General features: G+C 72.9%; 13 protein-coding genes. 6 read left to right on the top strand and 7 right to left on the bottom strand.

Going from position 1 to position 15454, the window contains the following annotated elements; all coding sequences use genetic code 11:
• Nucleotides 1–9: 9 nt before the first annotated feature.
• Together ABZU74_RS02105 and ABZU74_RS02100 are read left to right on the top strand one after the other, a co-directional pair.
• Nucleotides 10–1161, top strand: coding sequence for a histidine kinase (locus tag ABZU74_RS02105; protein ID WP_355417315.1), 1152 nt, complete (start codon nucleotides 10–12; stop codon nucleotides 1159–1161).
• Entirely contained in the window at nucleotides 1158–1799 is a 642-nt protein-coding gene (locus tag ABZU74_RS02100; protein WP_355417312.1) for a response regulator transcription factor, read from the top strand. Before ABZU74_RS02105 ends, ABZU74_RS02100 begins: the two co-directional genes overlap by 4 nt.
• A gap of 12 nt (nucleotides 1800–1811) precedes the next feature.
• On the opposite strand, the gene ABZU74_RS02095 is transcribed toward ABZU74_RS02100, so the two are convergent.
• The 7 genes from ABZU74_RS02095 to ABZU74_RS02065 form a co-directional block, all read right to left on the bottom strand.
• Nucleotides 1812–2432 (bottom strand): DedA family protein, encoded by a 621-nt coding sequence (locus tag ABZU74_RS02095; protein WP_355417309.1) that lies wholly within the window; start codon nucleotides 2430–2432, stop codon nucleotides 1812–1814.
• A gap of 73 nt (nucleotides 2433–2505) precedes the next feature.
• The gene (locus ABZU74_RS02090; RefSeq protein WP_355417306.1) at nucleotides 2506–3768 is read right to left on the bottom strand and encodes an adenylosuccinate synthetase; all 1263 of its coding nucleotides are present in this window, start codon (nucleotides 3766–3768) and stop codon (nucleotides 2506–2508) included.
• On the bottom strand, nucleotides 3765–4724 hold the full coding sequence (locus ABZU74_RS02085; protein WP_355417303.1) for a hypothetical protein: 960 nt from the start codon (nucleotides 4722–4724) through the stop codon (nucleotides 3765–3767). Before ABZU74_RS02085 ends, ABZU74_RS02090 begins: the two co-directional genes overlap by 4 nt.
• A gap of 9 nt (nucleotides 4725–4733) precedes the next feature.
• Nucleotides 4734–5705, bottom strand: coding sequence for a serine/threonine protein kinase (locus ABZU74_RS02080; RefSeq protein WP_355417300.1), 972 nt, complete (start codon nucleotides 5703–5705; stop codon nucleotides 4734–4736).
• Nucleotides 5702–6454, bottom strand: coding sequence for an NUDIX domain-containing protein (locus tag ABZU74_RS02075; protein ID WP_355417297.1), 753 nt, complete (start codon nucleotides 6452–6454; stop codon nucleotides 5702–5704). Before ABZU74_RS02075 ends, ABZU74_RS02080 begins: the two co-directional genes overlap by 4 nt.
• Before the next feature lie 156 nt (nucleotides 6455–6610).
• A complete protein-coding gene (locus tag ABZU74_RS02070; RefSeq protein ID WP_355418221.1) occupies nucleotides 6611–7477 on the bottom strand; it encodes a MaoC/PaaZ C-terminal domain-containing protein in 867 nt (288 codons plus the stop codon).
• Nucleotides 7477–8901 carry a 3-oxoacyl-ACP reductase gene (locus tag ABZU74_RS02065; RefSeq protein WP_355417294.1) on the bottom strand — a complete coding sequence of 475 codons (1425 nt, stop codon included), beginning with the start codon at nucleotides 8899–8901 and terminating at the stop codon, nucleotides 7477–7479. Before ABZU74_RS02065 ends, ABZU74_RS02070 begins: the two co-directional genes overlap by 1 nt.
• A 55-nt stretch (nucleotides 8902–8956) precedes the next feature.
• Here ABZU74_RS02065 and ABZU74_RS02060 point away from each other — a divergent pair, with 55 nt between their 5' ends.
• The 4 genes from ABZU74_RS02060 to purB all read left to right on the top strand — a co-directional run bounded on the left by ABZU74_RS02060 (nucleotide 8957) and on the right by purB (nucleotide 15359).
• Nucleotides 8957–10249 carry an acetyl-CoA C-acetyltransferase gene (locus ABZU74_RS02060; RefSeq protein ID WP_355417291.1) on the top strand — a complete coding sequence of 431 codons (1293 nt, stop codon included), beginning with the start codon at nucleotides 8957–8959 and terminating at the stop codon, nucleotides 10247–10249.
• A 155-nt stretch (nucleotides 10250–10404) separates the two neighbouring features.
• A complete protein-coding gene (locus ABZU74_RS02055; RefSeq protein ID WP_355417288.1) occupies nucleotides 10405–11436 on the top strand; it encodes a glycosyltransferase family 2 protein in 1032 nt (343 codons plus the stop codon).
• Nucleotides 11429–13828: a hypothetical protein gene (locus ABZU74_RS02050; protein WP_355417285.1), complete on the top strand. Its 2400-nt coding sequence runs from the start codon at nucleotides 11429–11431 to the stop codon at nucleotides 13826–13828. The genes ABZU74_RS02055 and ABZU74_RS02050 overlap by 8 nt, the downstream gene beginning before the upstream one ends.
• A 106-nt stretch (nucleotides 13829–13934) precedes the next feature.
• On the top strand, nucleotides 13935–15359 hold the full coding sequence (purB, locus tag ABZU74_RS02045) for an adenylosuccinate lyase (protein ID WP_355417282.1): 1425 nt from the start codon (nucleotides 13935–13937) through the stop codon (nucleotides 15357–15359).
• Nucleotides 15360–15454 lie beyond the last annotated feature (95 nt).

Genomic DNA, 15454 nt, shown 5'->3' with positions numbered 1-15454 from the left:
GCTCGCTCTGTGGCCTCCAGTGCCGTCGCCCTCCGGCGGGTCGTCCATCGGTACGCCCCGCCGCTGCTCGCCGTCCTGGTCGCCGTGGCCGTGTGGGCCAGCGCGACAGGTGACATCGGGGTCCGTTCGCCGCTGCCGGGCGCGGTCGTGCTGCTGATCGCGCTGGGCTCGGCGTGGGCGGCCGGCATGATCCGCACCCGCCGCTGGCCGTTGTTCCTGGCCGCGGCGGTCGGCTGGTTGGTGCTCGCCGCGGCTGCCGCCGGGGTGCTGGCCTCGTACCAGGCGGGTCTGCGGCTGCGCGGTCGCCAACTCGCCGGCTACCTCGCCGGTACGGCAGTGGTGCTGGGTGGTGGGGTGCTGGTCGGGCTGGCGGTGGGTGGCGTACGCCGGATCACCACCGCCTCCACCGGCAACGTGCTGCTGCTCGCCGCCTGTCTGGTCGGGCTCCCGTTGGTCTTCGGTCTCTGGGTGCGGGCCCGTCAGGACACCCTCGCCGCGCTGCGGGACCGGGCCGAGCGGCTGGAACGCGAGCAGGAGGCACGCGCCGACCGGGTCCGTGCCGAGGAGCGGACCCGGATCGCCCGGGAGATGCACGACGTGGTGGCGCACCGGGTGTCGCTGATGGTGGTGCATGCCGGGGCGCTGGAGGTGACAGCCGTGGACCCGGCGACGGTCGAGGCCGCGGCGCTGATCCGGACGACCGGCCGGCAGGCGCTCACCGACCTGCGTGAGGTGCTGGGTGTGCTGCGCCAGGCCGGCCCGGCCGTGACGCCGGAGCGAGGGCTCGACACGTTGGACGAGTTGATCGGGGAGTCCCGTGCCGCCGGGCTGCGGGTGTCCCGGCGGGACGAGGGTGTGCCGACGGCACTGCCGGCGACGCTGGGGCGTACCGCGTACCGGGTGGTTCGTGAGGCGCTGACGAACGTGCGTAAGCACGCGGCCGACGCCGAGACGACAGTGTGCCTGCGCTACCTGCCCGACGGGCTGGAGGTGCTGGTCCGCAACGGCCCGTCCGAGGGCGGGTCGTCGCTGCCCGGCGCCGGGCAGGGGCTGCTCGGGCTGCGTGAGCGGGTGGAGCTGCTCGGCGGCCGGTTGGAGGCGACTCCCGTGGACGGCGGTTTCCTGGTCCGGGCTCTGATCCCGTTGGCGGGTGCGGCGTGATCCGGGTGGTGGTGGTCGACGACGAGCAGCTGGTCCGGGCCGGGCTGCGGCTGATCCTTGAGGCGGCGGAGGACATCACTGTCGTCGGTGAGGCAGCGGACGGCGTTGGCGCGCTGGAGCAGGCCCATCGGTTACGCCCCGACGTGGTGCTGCTCGACGTGCGGATGCCGGGCATCGACGGGCTGACCGTCGCGCCCGAGGTGATCGCCGCCGGGCCAAAGGTGATCATGTTGACCACCTTCGACCTCGACGAGTACGTGCACCGGGCGCTGCGGGCCGGCGCTGTCGGCTTCCTGCTCAAGGACACCCCGCCCCGCGAGCTGGCCGCCGCCGTTCGGACGGTGGCCGCCGGGAACGCGATGCTCGCCCCGACGGTGACCCGGCGTCTGATCAGCTCGTTCGCCGAGCGTGGTCCGGCCCGCCGGGACGCGGCCCGTGAGCGGCTCGCACCGCTCACCGAGCGGGAGTTGGCGATCGTCCGGGAGGTGGCGCGCGGGCACGGCAACGCGGAGATCGCCCGGCGGCTGACGATGAGCGAGGCCACCGTCAAGGCACACGTCAGCCGGGCGCTGGCGAAACTCCACGCGGGCAACCGGGTGCAGTTGGCCATCCTCGTGCACGACGCCGACCTGCTGTGACGGGTGCGACCGTCAGTGTCGGGCGGCGGCGCGACGGTGTGCTCGGCGGCGTAGCCACCGGATCCCCTCCAGCCCGAACGTGACGACCACCGAGAGCCCCACCCCGACCAGCACGCCCTTCACCGGCTCACGTTCGAAGGCCAACCCACCGAAGTAGCCGAGCAGCCCGCAGTACAGCGCCCAGGTGACCGCGCCGATGCTGTCGTACAGCAGGAACGCCCGGCGCGAATAGCGCACCGCGCCCATGGTGAGGGTGACGGCGGTCCGCCCGCCCGGCACGTACCGGCTGGTGGTCAGGATGATTCCGCCGCGCCGGTCCACGGCCCGGCGGGCCCACTCGGAGCTGGCCCGCCGGCGGCTGCCGTGGGGCAGCCGGGCCAACCGCCGCGCGCCGCCGCCTCGACCGATGGTGTACGAGATGTGGTCGCCGACCAGCGCACCGATGGCGGCGCTCACGATCACCACTGTCAGGCTGGGGTGCCCGTCGCTCGCCGCGAGCACCCCAGCGGTGATCACCGCCGCCTCGCCCGGCACCGCGGGGAAGAACGCGTCGACCGCGGTGAGCCCGAAGATCAGCACGTAGACCCACGGCGACGTGACCGTCCCACGGAGGAGGTCGAGCAGGGCGTCCATGCCCCCATGCTTGCCGCGCGCGACCTACCCGGTGGGCGAGTCGCCGGATCACGGGCCTTCGGCCCCGGAGTTGTCAGTCGGCGTGCGCCAGAGCTGGTGGGGCGAGCAGCGGACCGCACATGGTCTTGTCGTCGGCGGTGGGGCCGTGCGAGGTCAGCACCACAGGTGTGCCCAGCTCCGCGCGTACCGCCTCGGCCCAGTCCGCCGGCGGTTCGTCGTAGAGCGGGCGGGAGCGCAGCAGGCGGGCGGTGAGCGCGGCCTGCCGTCCCAGGTCGCCGGGCGGGCCCGGGGTGAGCTGGTCGGTGGTGTCGTAGCGGCGGCAGATCCGCAGGTCGGGCCCGGCCAGGTCGAGGTGGGTCAGGGCCAGGCCGTCGACGCCGCCGGCCGCGGCGAGGGCGTACCGGTGGGCGACCGCGTCGAAGTGGCCGAACCGGAACCGGCCCTGCCATGGGTTCGTGGCGTTGTGCGGGTCGGTGAACGGCAGGCTCGGGTCCTCGGTCACCAGCGGGCCGTGCCCGTGCCGGGTGGTGACCACACGGAGCACCCCGATCCGGGTCACCTTGCCGGGCCGGCCCGCCTGGGCGAGCAGGCTGTCGACGTTGGCGAAGGTGGTGGTGCTCCACGTCGTGTACGGGTGGAAGCCGTGCCACTCGTCGAGCAGCACCCCCTGCGCGCCCTCGAAGACGCAGGTCCCGGTGCGCAGCGCCCCGGCCAGCCAGCTGCCGTCGACGATGGCGACCCGCCCGGCGAACCCGGTGAACGCGGGCAGGCAGTCCTCGACCGGTGGCGCGTCCAGTGGGCCCAGCTCGGCGGTCAGCCGGTCCCGCAGGGCGGTCAGCCTGCGGCGCAGCAGCGCTGGGCGGTGGCAGTCGGCGACCCGGGGCGCGTCGTCGGGGTGGGTGAGACCGTACCCGACGGCCTCACCCACCCCCAGCCCGCAGGAGCCGTGCCGGTCGGCTCCCCGGGCGATCTCCCGGGCCCGGTTGGCGGCCCGGTGGTACGGGGTGGCGAGCAGCGCGTCCCCGTCGACGGTCAGCCGGTCGAGCGCGTCGGGCACCCCGACCGTGGCGAGGTGGTCGGCCTCGGCGGCCAGCGCCAACGGGTCCACCACCACGTGCCGGGACAGGTGCGTACGCACACCGGGATGGAACGTGCCGGCCCCGAACTGCGCGAAGGTGTGGTGCCGCCCGTCGCGCAGCACGACGTTGTGTGCCGCCTGCGCGCCCCCGTTGAAGCGGACCACGGTGTGCACGGGGCGGGTGGCGCAGAGCCAGTCCACCACAGTGCCCTTGCCGGCGTCGCCGTAGCCGAGGTCGACCACCGCCACGTGGTTCACAGCCGGGTCACCCCAGCGGCGGTGTCGCGGAACGCCGGCAGCGTCGAGACCTCGGCCCGTCGTTCCCGGCCGAGGCGGGCCAGCGCCTTCGACACGGTGCCGGTGGCCTTGGAGCCGGCGTGGTCCAGGTGGCGAAGGCCCTCGTCCAGGTCGATGGCCTGCTCGCCGAGGCCGATGGTGAGCGCGATGGTCTCGCAGACCGCGTCGAGGTCGTCGAGGACGACGGCGTTCTGCCCGAGCAGGTCCCGCCAGAAGTCGAGCACCTTCGCGTTGCCCGCGTAGTGACTGCCGGCGGGAAGCAGGTAGTAGGTGTCCCAGCGGCGGGTCACCTCGTCGACGACCTGTCGAAGCGGCACGTCCTCGGAGAGGTTGTCGCCGATCAGGCCGGCCACCTCGCGGGCCTTCACCCGCTGGTACGCCAGTTCGTCGCCGATGATGAACAGGTAGCCGCGCCGGCCGCGCTTCTCCCAGTTGTCGGTGACGGTGTGCCGGGCCATGAAGTACATGGCCAGCTCGTACGACTCGCTCATTTGCCCGCCGCCACCGCCTTCGAGGACGATCCGGCCGAGGTCGTCGTCCATCCGGTTGTCCGACTCGAACTGGCCCACCTGCAACGGCACCCGGTCGCAGGTGGCGTCGCCGATCGCGCCGAACATGATCTGCGGGTCGCTGGCGTAGCCCTGCCGTTGCAGCAGGCCGAGCAGCTGCGGCAGCTTGGTCTGCAGGACGCGGGGGACCGTGCGCATCGAGCCGGTCACGTCGAAGAGCACCGCGACGGGAGTCGAACGGGGGTGCTCGTCGGAGTCGCGGCTCTCGCGGCTCGCGTCGCGGGGGTCGAGCGCGGGGTGCACTGTGCGTGCCCCGCTGTCGCTGTAGGAGAAGGCGCTCCTGCCGGTGGACCGGCGGTAGCGGTCGGCGGCGTCGTACACGTCGGTGGACCAGATGCCACTGCCCATGACAGCTCCTTAGGGGGTGAGGGTGAAGGGTCGGAAGGTGCGTGGCCCGTAGAGCCGGTCCAGCACCTGGTCGAGTTCGCGTAGCAGTCGCCAGGCGTCGTCGGGCCGGTCGGAGAGGAAGCGGTGCCGGCAGCCCTGGGCGAAGTCGAGCAGCTCGCGCGGCGCGTGGCGGTTGAGCAGCGAGGTCATGCAGCGGGTGGCCATCCAGATGTCGGTGCCCGGCCCGCACTGCCGCTTCTGGAAGACCTCGGGCGGGTACCAGTCCTGGTGGCCGGGCACCATCGCCGGGATCGTGCCGCCGATCGGTGCGGAGAAGCACCAGTCGACCAGCACCACGCCGTGGGCGTCCGGCTCGATCAGCACGTGTCGCGGCAGCACCGCGCCGTGCACCACGCCCGCCCGGTGGGCCAGGCCGAGCACCACCAGCAGCCGCCGCCACATCCAGGCCACGTCCCGGGCGTCCAACCCGCCGGGGTACGCGCGCCGCACCTCGTCGAGGTCGTGCAGGCCGGGTGCGGCGGCGAGCACGGTGATCCGCCGTTCCGCGCCGGTGGCGGTGTCCCGGTGCCGGAACTCGTCGACGAGCCGGGGCACGTACGGCAGGTAGCGCGGGTCGCCGCGCTCGGCGATGGTGCGCAGGGCGTGCGCCTCGCGGGTCATCAGGTCGTTGTCGGTGGGTCGTCGGGGGAGCTTCAGCAGTCGGTCGTCGCCAACGTCGTAGAGGTCGGCCAGGTCACCCGAGTGGGCCGGCGCGCCGAGCCGGTAGTCGCCGAGGACTGTGGTCTGCCGGGCCCGCCACCGCGTGGTGACGTGGATGAACGCGTCGAGGGCTTCGGCGCGTACCGCCGGGTCGTTCGGCAGGCGGTCGGGGTGCAGGGCCGCGACCAGCTCGCGGTAGCGGTGGGCCGGCTGGTCGGCGCCGAACAGGTCGGCGTCGGTGCGGGCGGCCGCTACCAGACCGATGGCCTCCGCGGCCCTCACCGCACCGTCTCCTCGCGGGCGGGGCGCAGCAGCGCCGGGTGCAGCAGGTGGGCGTCACCGGCCCGGTAGAGCCGGGCGCGCGGGCCACCTCGGGCGCCACCACGCTCGGTGCTGGCTCCCGTGCTCTCCACGAAGCCCGGCACGGAGAGCACCTTGCGGTGGAAGTTACCGGCGTGCAGCGGGTGCCCCCAGACCGTCTCGTAGACGGCCCGCAGCTCGCTGATCGTGAACTCGGCGGCGAGGAAGCGGGTGGCGAGCGGCGTGTACTCCATCTTGGACCGGGCCCGTTCCAACGCGTCGTCGATGATCCGGCCGTGGTCGAAGGCGAGCTGTCGGCTGGTCAACGCGGTCACCGGCAACCAGATCGCCTCGTCGGCGTCGCTGCCGGCGGCCGGATCCGGCAGGTCGGGGGCGAACGCGAGGTGGGCGATCGAGACGACCCGCATGCGCGGGTCACGGTCGGGAGCGCCATAGCTGCCCAACTGCTCCAGGTGTACGCGGCGCAGTGCCTCGCCGCCGAGCCCGGTCTCCTCAACCAGCTCCCGTCGGGCGCCAGCGGTCAGGTCCTCGTCCGGGCGGACAAAGCCCCCGGGCAGCGCCCAGTGCCCGGCGAAAGGTGCCTCGCCGCGCCGGATCAGCAGCAGGTGCAGTGCGCCGTCGCGGATGGTCAGCGCCACCACGTCGACGGTCACGGCGACCGACGGGTAGGCCCGGGGGTCGTACGCGGCCAGGAACTCCTGCTCGTTCATCACGTCTCTCTCAGTCTGAGAACATCTCGCTGTGAGAACAACTTAGCGCAGAAGCGCGCACCTGCCAAGGGGCAACTCAGCGCACGAAGCCGCCGGTGCGCTGAGCGCACGCACCCGTTCCTGGTGCGCGCTCAGCTGCGAAGCCGCCGGGTGCGCTCAGCGCACGAGACCCGCCAGGTGCGGTCTGCCGCGCGAGTCGTGCAGGGCGAACCCGCCGTCCGGCAGGCGCGCGAAGTTCACAGTGCTCGGCAGCGGCACGGGCAGCTTGAAGGCGACCTCGACTGTGTACGCGTCCGGCAGCCGGGCCTCCAGCGCCGCCAGGCAGCGCGCCTTGCTCCACATGCCGTGCGCGATCGGCCGGCGGAAGCCGAACAGCCGCGCCCCGAGTCGGGAGGTGTGGATCGGGTTGTGGTCGCCGGAGACCCGCGCGTACTCCGTACCGACGCGCGGTTCCACCCGCCAGCGGGCGGTGGCCGCCGGTGCCGCGGGACGTTCGCCCGGCTCGCGCCCGCCCGGCTTGCGCTCCCGACCGAGGTACGTCGAGACGCCGCGCCACACCTCCTCCCCGTCGACCGAGCCGACAAGCACGACGTCCACCTGCCGCCCCCGGTCGTGGGGGCGCAGGTCCTCCGCGTACGTCGTGAAGTCGAGGGTCTCGTCGGCGGTGATCGGGCGGTGCGTGGTGATCCGGTTGCCGACGTGCACCAGGCCGACCAGCGGGAGGGGGAAGTCCGGCGCGGTCATCAGGCGCAGGGCCAGTGGGAAGCCCAGGACGTGTGGAAACGTCGCGGGCAGCCGGTCGCTGAGCCGGAACCCGCAGACCCGGTCGTAGTCGGCCAACTGGGCCCGGTCGACGGTCACCCCATTCACCGCCAACTGGATCGCCGGCAGGTCGCGTCCGCGTCGCCCACCACCGAGGCCCGGTAGCGCGCCGAGCAACGCCCGTCGGTGCAGCGCCCCGGCCGCCGGCATCCGGGGCAGTTCGACGAGGGTCCGGCCGCCCGACTCCGGCTGCCCGCCCATCACGCCCCCAGCAGACTCTGGCCGCAGACCCGGACCACGTTTCCGCTGACCGCGCCGCTGGCCGGCCAGGCCAGCCAAGCGATCGTCTCGGCCACGTCGACCGGCAACCCGCCCTGGGCCAGGCTGTTCATCCGCCGGCCCGCCTCGCGGACCACAAGCGGGATGCGCGCGGTCAGACGGGTCTCGATGAAGCCCGGGGCCACCGCGTTGACGCTGATCCCACGGTCCCGCAGGGCCGGCGCGAGTGAGTCGACCAGCCCGATCACGCCGGCCTTGCTGGTGGCGTAGTTGGTCTGCCCCCGGTTGCCGGCGATCCCGGCGATCGAGGAGACCGAAACGATCCGCCCGCCGGCCGGGATCAGCTCCCGCTCCAGCAGCACGTCGTTGATCCGCTCCTGGCTGGAGAGGTTGACGTCGATCACCTGGTCCCACCGGTCGGCGTCCATCCGGCCGAGCGTCTTGTCCCGGGTGATGCCGGCGTTGTGCACCACCACGTCGACCCGGCCGTGTCGGCTGGCCAGGTGCTCGGCGAGTCGAGTCGGCGCGTCTGGCGCGGTCAGGTCGAGTTGGACGGCGGTGCCGCCGATGTCGTTCGCCACCGCGGCGAGCGCGTCACCGGCGGCCGGGATGTCCAGGGCCACCACCTGCGCGCCGTCGCGGGCCAGCACCTTCGCCAGCGCCGCGCCGATTCCCCGTGCGGCCCCGGTGACCAGCACGACCTGCCCGTCCAGCGGGCGGTCCCAGTCGGCTGGAGTTCTCGCCGCGCCGCCGCCGACCCGGATGACCTGGCCCGACACGTACGCGGACCGGCCGGACAGCAGGAAACGGAGAGTCGATTCGAGGCTGGTGCGGGTGCCGACGGCGCCGGTGTCGCCGGTGTCGCGGGTCACGTAGACGAGCTGGGCGGTGGTGCCCCGGCCGAACTCCTTGCCGATGCTGCGCACCAGTCCTTCCAGGGCGCGCTGGGCGGTCGCCTCGCGGGGTGTCGGGCACTCCTGCGGCGGGGTGCCGAGCACGATCACCCGGCCGCTGGGCAGCACCGCCCGGGCCTGCGGGTGGAAGAAGTCGTAGAGCTGGCGCAGCTCGGTCGAGTCGGTGATGCCGGTGGCGTCGAAGAGCAGTGCCCCGTACCGCTGCGGGGTGTCGCCGTGCGAACGGGCCGGCGGCGCATGCTGCGCCGGAGCGCCCCCGGCCCATTCGGCGGCGGCGGCCGGGTCGGCCAGCTCGACCCCGGCGGCGGTCAGGATCTTGGTGACCTGCTCGGCGAGCCGGCCGCCGGTGGCCGCACCGAGCAGGGCCGGCCCGGGCAGCAGCGGGTCGCCGGGGTGGTGCCGGCGCAGTCGGGGCGGGTCGGGCAGCCCGAGGCGCTTGACCAGCGCGCGGCCGGCGGCCGATTGGACGAAGCTCGCGTACCTGTCGGTCATGGGCGTAGCCTACTGGCGAGTAGGGTTCGAGCAACACATGTCGAGGAGGCGGATCGTGCAGAGCATCCGGCGGGTCGCGGTCATCGGGGGCAACCGCATCCCCTTCGCCCGTTCCAACTCCCGCTACGCGGACGCGTCGAACGCGGACCTGCTCGGCGCGGCGCTCGACGGGCTGATCGCCCGCTACGGGCTGGCCGGGCAGCGCGTCGGTGAGGTTGTCACCGGTGCGGTGCTCAAGCACTCCCGCGACTTCAACCTCACCCGCGAGGTGGTCCTCGGCTCCCGGCTCGACCCACACACCCCGGCGTACGACATCCAGCAGGCCTGCGGCACCGGTCTGGAGGCGACGATCCTGGTCGCCAACAAGATCGCCCTCGGCCAACTCGACGTGGGCATCGCCGGCGGCGTCGACACCACCTCCGACGCCCCGCTCGCCGTCAACGAGGAGATGCGCCGCACACTGCTCAAGCTCAACTCGGCCCGTACGCTCGGCGAACGGCTCAAGATCGCGGCGAAGCTGCGCCCGCTGCAGCCGTTCAAGCCGGAGATCCCGCGCAACGCCGAGCCGCGTACCGGCCTGTCCATGGGCGACCACGCCGCCCGCACAGCCGTGCGCTGGCAGATCGACAGGCGTGCCCAGGACGAGCTGGCGCTCCGCTCACACCAGCGCCTCGCCGCCGCGTACGACAGGGGTTTCTTCGACGACCTGATGACGCCGTACCTGGGGCTCACCCGGGATGCGAACCTGCGCCCGGACAGCAGCCTGGAGAAGCTCGGTTCGCTGAAGCCGGTCTTCGGCACCCGTGGCCCGGACGCCGAGCAGGCCACAATGACCGCCGGCAACTCGTCGCCCCTCACCGACGGCGCGTCCACAGTGCTGCTGGCCAGCGAGGAGTGGGCGGCGGCGCACCACCTGCCGGTACTGGCCTGGTTCAGCTGGTCGGAGACGGCGGCGGTGGACTTCGTGCACGGCGACGAGGGGCTGCTGATGGCACCCGCGTACGCGGTGCCCCGGATGCTGGCCCGCGCCGGGCTGACGTTGCAGGACTTCGACTACTACGAGATTCATGAGGCGTTCGCGTCGCAGGTGCTGGCCACCCTCGCCGCCTGGGAGTCGCCGGAGTTCTGCAAGGACCGGCTCGGCCTGGACGAACCGCTGGGCGCGATCGACACCGACCGGCTCAACGTCAACGGCTCGTCGCTGGCCGCCGGGCATCCGTTCGCCGCCACCGGAGGACGGATCGTGGCGACCCTGGCCAAACTGCTGGCCGAGCGGGGCAGCGGGCGCGGGCTGATCTCCATCTGCGCCGCCGGTGGTCAGGGCGTGACCGCCATCCTGGAGCGCTGACCGCGCAATCGTCCCTTACCGGGGTGACCGCCAGCAGGCGTTAACGGGCCGTTCAGAAGTTGGCCCGCTGGTGGAGGGTTTACCACGCGACGGTGATCGTTGCCGCGCCCTGCGCGGCTCGATCACTCCTGCGTGCGGAACGGGGCCGTAACACCATGGAGTCCGTCCTCCCACGGACGACCACCCTCTCGGTGGTCATCCCGATGTTCAATGAGACTGCTGTCATCCCGGCACTGGTCGCCCGGCTACGGCCGGTGCTCGACGCGCTCGGTGTCGACTACGAGGTGGTCGCCGTCGACGACGGCAGCCGGGACGACACCGTGTCGGTGCTCTTCGACCACGGCCGGGACTGGCCGCAGCTTCGGGTGCTCCGGCTGCGGCGCAACAGCGGCCACCAGGCGGCGTTGACCGCCGGCCTGCACCGGGCCGTCGGCCAGTGGGTGGTCAGCCTCGACGCCGATCTCCAGGATCCGCCGGAGACCATCGCCGAGATGCTCCGGGTGGCCCGCGAGGACGGGGTGGATGTGGTCTACGGCGTACGCGCCGACCGCAGCACCGACACTGTCTTCAAGCGCAACACCGCCCGGGGCTACTACTGGGCGATGCGCCGGCTCGTCGGTGTCGATCTGCCCGCGCAGGCCGGCGACTTCCGGTTGCTCAGCCGGGACGTGATCGAGGTGCTGCGCCGGTTGCCCGAACGCGCCCCGGTCTACCGGCTGCTGGTGCCGTCGCTCGGCTTCCCCAGCGCCGAGGTGCGCTATGACCGGGAGGCCCGCGCGGCTGGCGAGACGAAGTATCCGCTGCGCCGGATGGTGGCCCTGGCCTGGGAGAGCACGGCGAACTTCTCCGCCGCGCCACTGCGCCTGGCTACCTGGCTGGGGATGTCGAGCTTCCTGCTCTGCCTCGGGTTGATCGTTTTCGGCATGGTCGCCCACGTCTCCGGCACCACCATCCCCGGCTGGACCTCGATGTTCGTCGCGGTGCTGCTGCTCAGTGGGGTGCAGCTGGTCTGCCTCGGCCTGCTGGGCGAGTACGTCGGCCGGATCTACGCCACAGTGCAGAACCGGCCCGCGTTCCACGTCGGGTTCGACTCCCGCGACGAGGTCCCGGACGCGCAGCCGGTGACCCGGAGCGATGACGCCTCCCGTACGCCGAGCTTCGATTCGGTGGCCGGCGTCCGTGGCTGACCTCCTACTGGCCGAGCGGATCGACACTACGGGGTCGACGTCACGTCGGAACGTTCTCCGGCCGGCCCTCAGCACGCTCCCGTGGCTGCTCGTGATCGCCGCGCTGCTCGTGGTCTGGTCCCGCGGCGGCGTGCCCGCCCCGGACCTCGCGCGGTTCTCCGCGTACTGGGTCCTCGCGCTGGTGCTCCCCGGGACCCTGGTGCACCGCGCGCTGCGCGGCAGCCGAGGCAACCTCCCGGAGGACCTCGGCTACGGCGCCGCCACCGGTCTGCTGCTGGAGATCGTCGCCTGGGCGTTGGCCGCGGCGACCGGTCAGCAGTCCCTGCTGCGGTGGTGGCCGCTGCCCGTCCTCGTCGCGTTCGCCGCCGTCCCCGGGCTGCGCCGGCACTGGCGGGTCGGCGAGCGCCGTCCGCTGCCGCTCGCCTGGCACTGGGCAATGGGCACGGCGCTGCTGGTGGTGCTGGCCTGGGGATACACCCAGTGGCGGACGGTCCCGCTGCCGCCGGTGTCCGGCGGCTACTACCAGGACGTGCTCTACCACCTGGGTCTGGTGCAGGAGCTGACGCGGGCGATGCCGTTCGAGTTGCCGCACGTCGCCGGGGAGGCGCTGCGCTACCACTACCTGTCCGACGCGCACATCGCCAGCGGCAGCATGATCACCGGAATCTCCCCGGCGGTGGTGCTGCTGCGACTCTGGCTGGTGCCGGTGATCGGTACCGCGGTGCTGCTCGCGGCCGGGCTCGCCCGCGACCTGAATGGTGCCGTCTGGACCGGCCCGGTGGCCGCCCTCGCCGCCTTCACCGGAGCCACTGTCACGCTTGGCTCGCCGGTCGGCGCGTCCGGCGAGATGCCGCTGTCGTACGCCAGCCCCTCCCAGACGTACGTGCTGGTGCCGTTGCTGCTGCTCGCCGGGCTCCTCGTCGACGTGGCCCGGGGGCGTTCCCTCGGCCCGGCCTGGCCGCTGGTTCCGGTGCTCGGGCTGGTCTGTGCGGGGGCGAAGTCCAGCGCGTTGCCGCCGTTGATCGCCGGCCTGGGTCTCACCGCCGTCGTGTTCTGGTGGCGCAGGCGGCAGGTCCCGCGACCCGCAGTGGTGGCCCTGGCCTGCCTGGTGGCGGCGATGGCCCTCGGCTTCCGGCTGTTCGCCGGTGGCGGGGCGGGCACGCTGCGCGTGCAGGCGCTGGCGTTGCTGCACTTCATCGCCCCGTACGCCGAGACCCTCGGAACGGGTGACGGCATCTGGCCGAGTGCGCCGCTACCGCCGGGCATCAACGACGGTGGTGTCCTCGGCTGGTTGCTGGCGTTCGCCGTGGTCGCCTGGTGGGTGCTGGGTCAGGCGCCCCGGTGGGTGGGCATGGGCCTGCTCGTCGACCGTGGGCACCGGGCCGACCCGGCCGTCTGGCTGCTCGCCGGCACGGTCCTGGCCGGCGCGGGCGCCACCTGGGTGTTCCAGCACCCGTCGATCAGCCAGATCTACTTCTGGATGGGTGTCATCCCGGTCGGCGTCGTGCTGACCACCTGGTCCCTCGCCCAGGCCCGAGCGCCCTGGCCGGTGCTGGTGGTGCCCGCCGTGGCCGGCGCGCTGGCGGGGCTCGCGACGGCCGGCACGGTAGCGGGTTTCGCTGTGCCGAGGATCAGCCGTCCCGGCACCCCCACCACCTCGACGATCGAGGGCTGGTTGCGGGCGCTGGGTCTGTCGGCGGCCTGGTACCTGCTGTTCGTGGCGGTGGCCGCCGCGCTGGCGGTCGGGGTGGCCGCAGTGTGGCGACGGCGCGTCCCGGCACCGGTCTCCGTGCCGCCGGACGGCTCGGCACGTCGTCGGCGGGCGGCGACGATCGCCCTGACCGGGGTCACCGCGGCGATGCTCGGTGCCAGCGCCGCCGTCATCGTGGGCGGGACCGTCCGCTCGGTGCTGACCGAACCGGTGCCGACGACCGGGCCGCAGCCGTACGCGCTGACCGCCGACGAGATGCGCGCCGCGCTGTGGCTGGACGACAACGCCGCCGACGACGACGTGGTCGCCACGAACGTGCACTGCCGGCCGGTGCGGACCACGCCGCACTGCGACGCCCGTGCGTTCTGGGTGACCGGCCTGGGCGGACACCGCACGGTGGTGGAGAGCTGGGGCTACACCGACGCGGTAGTGGCCGCGCACGGCGTCGAGAACCTCGGGTACGCCCGACAGAGTTTCCCCGACCAGGCGCTGCTCGCGCTCAACGACGGGGTGTTCAGCGCGCCGACCCGGGTCGACCTGGACCGGCTCCGCACGGAGCACGGGGTCCGGTGGCTGTTTGCCGACACCAGGGCGGGTGCGGTGTCGACGGAGCTGGCCGCGCTGGCCCAGCTCCGACTGGTCGCCGGCCCGGTCACCGTCTACGAGCTGAACCGCCCCTGACGGCCTTGTCGACCCCGGCCCGGTCCTGGGGTCGACCCTGCCCGGTCCGGGTGTCGACGCTGGCCCGGTCCCGGTGTCGACCAGCGGGTGCGGGACAATGAGGTACGTGACGACGATCCCCAACGTGCTGGCCAACCGGTACGCCTCGCCCGAACTGGTCGCCCTCTGGTCCCCGGAGGAGAAGGTCCGGATGGAACGGCGGCTCTGGCTCGCCGTGCTCCGCGCTCAGCGCGACCTGGGCGTGCCGGTGCCGGACGGCGTGGTCGAGGCGTACGAGCGGGTGCTCGACCAGGTCGACCTCGCCTCGATCGCCGAGCGGGAACGGGTCACCCGGCACGACGTGAAGGCCCGGATCGAGGAGTTCAGCGCGCTCGCCGGGCACGAGCACGTGCACAAGGGGATGACCTCCCGGGACCTCACCGAGAACGTCGAGCAGCTCCAGGTGCGCGCCTCGCTGGAGCTGATCCGCGACCGGGTGGTGGCCACCCTCGCCCGGTTGGCCTGGCTGGCCCACGAGCACTCCGAGCTGGTCATGACCGGTCGTTCGCACAACGTGGCGGCGCAGGCCACCACGCTGGGCAAGCGCTTCGCGTCGGCGGCGGAGGAACTGCTGATCGCGTACGAGCGGCTGGAGGAGCTGATCGCCCGCTACCCGCTGCGGGGGATCAAGGGACCGGTCGGCACGGCCGCCGACCAGCTCGACCTCTTCGACGGCGACGCCGACAAGGTGGCCGAGTTGGAGCGGCGGGTCGCCGAGCACCTGGGCTTCTCCCGGGTGCTGGACAGCGTCGGGCAGGTCTACCCGCGCTCGCTGGACTTCGATGTGCTGGCCGCGCTGGCGCAGACCGCCGCGGCGCCGTCGTCGCTGGCCACCACGATCCGGTTGATGGTCGGTCAGGAGTTGGTCACCGAGGGCTTCAAGCCGGGCCAGGTCGGGTCCAGCGCGATGCCGCACAAGATGAACACCCGGTCCTCGGAGCGGGTGAACGGCTTCGCGGTGATCATTCGGGGTTACCTGTCGATGGTCGGCGAGTTGGCCGGTGACCAGTGGAACGAGGGGGACGTGTCCTGCTCGGTGGTCCGGCGGGTGGCACTGCCGGACGCGTTCTTCGCCGCCGACGGCCTGTTCCAGACGTTCCTCACCGTGCTCGACGAGTTCGGCTCGTACCCGGCAGTGATCAACCGGGAGCTGGAGCGCTTCCTGCCGTTCCTGGCCACCACGAAGATCCTGGTCGCGGCGGTCCGGCGGGGCGTCGGCCGGGAGGTCGCCCACGAGGTGATCAAGGAGCACGCGGTCGCTGTGGCGCTGGCGATGCGCGAGAAGGGCGCACCGGAGAACGACCTCTTCGACCGGCTGGCGGCAGACGGTCGACTCGGCCTGTCCCGCGCCGACATCGACACCCTGGTCGCCGACCGCAGCGCCTTCGTAGGCGCCGCCCAAGCCCAGGTGGCAGCGGTAACCCGCCGCATCACGGCCGTTGTGGAAGCGCACCCCCAGGCCGCCACCTACAGCCCACCCCCCATCCTCTGACCCGCACCCACCCCTCGCCGCGTTGATCATGAAGTTATTGCTGCGACACGCCGGTGCGTAGGGCAATAACTTCATGATCAACCGGGTGGTGGGCC

The organism is Micromonospora sp. NPDC005171, assembly GCF_040608575.1.
Classification (GTDB): domain Bacteria; phylum Actinomycetota; class Actinomycetes; order Mycobacteriales; family Micromonosporaceae; genus Micromonospora.
This window is presented reverse-complemented; position numbering and strand designations above follow the sequence as displayed.

What these genes read in the sequence shown, in the direction of transcription:
- ABZU74_RS02095 (WP_355417309.1), bottom strand. Translation starts at nt 2,432, where the DNA reads ATGGACGCCCTGCTCGACCTCCTCCGTGGGACGGTCACGTCGCCGTGG.
- ABZU74_RS02085 (WP_355417303.1), bottom strand. Translation starts at nt 4,724, where the DNA reads ATGGGCAGTGGCATCTGGTCCACCGACGTGTACGACGCCGCCGACCGC.
- ABZU74_RS02075 (WP_355417297.1), bottom strand. Translation starts at nt 6,454, where the DNA reads ATGAACGAGCAGGAGTTCCTGGCCGCGTACGACCCCCGGGCCTACCCG.
- ABZU74_RS02070 (WP_355418221.1), bottom strand. Translation starts at nt 7,477, where the DNA reads ATGGGCGGGCAGCCGGAGTCGGGCGGCCGGACCCTCGTCGAACTGCCC.
- ABZU74_RS02065 (WP_355417294.1), bottom strand. Translation starts at nt 8,901, where the DNA reads ATGACCGACAGGTACGCGAGCTTCGTCCAATCGGCCGCCGGCCGCGCG.
- ABZU74_RS02055 (WP_355417288.1), top strand. Translation starts at nt 10,405, where the DNA reads ATGGAGTCCGTCCTCCCACGGACGACCACCCTCTCGGTGGTCATCCCG.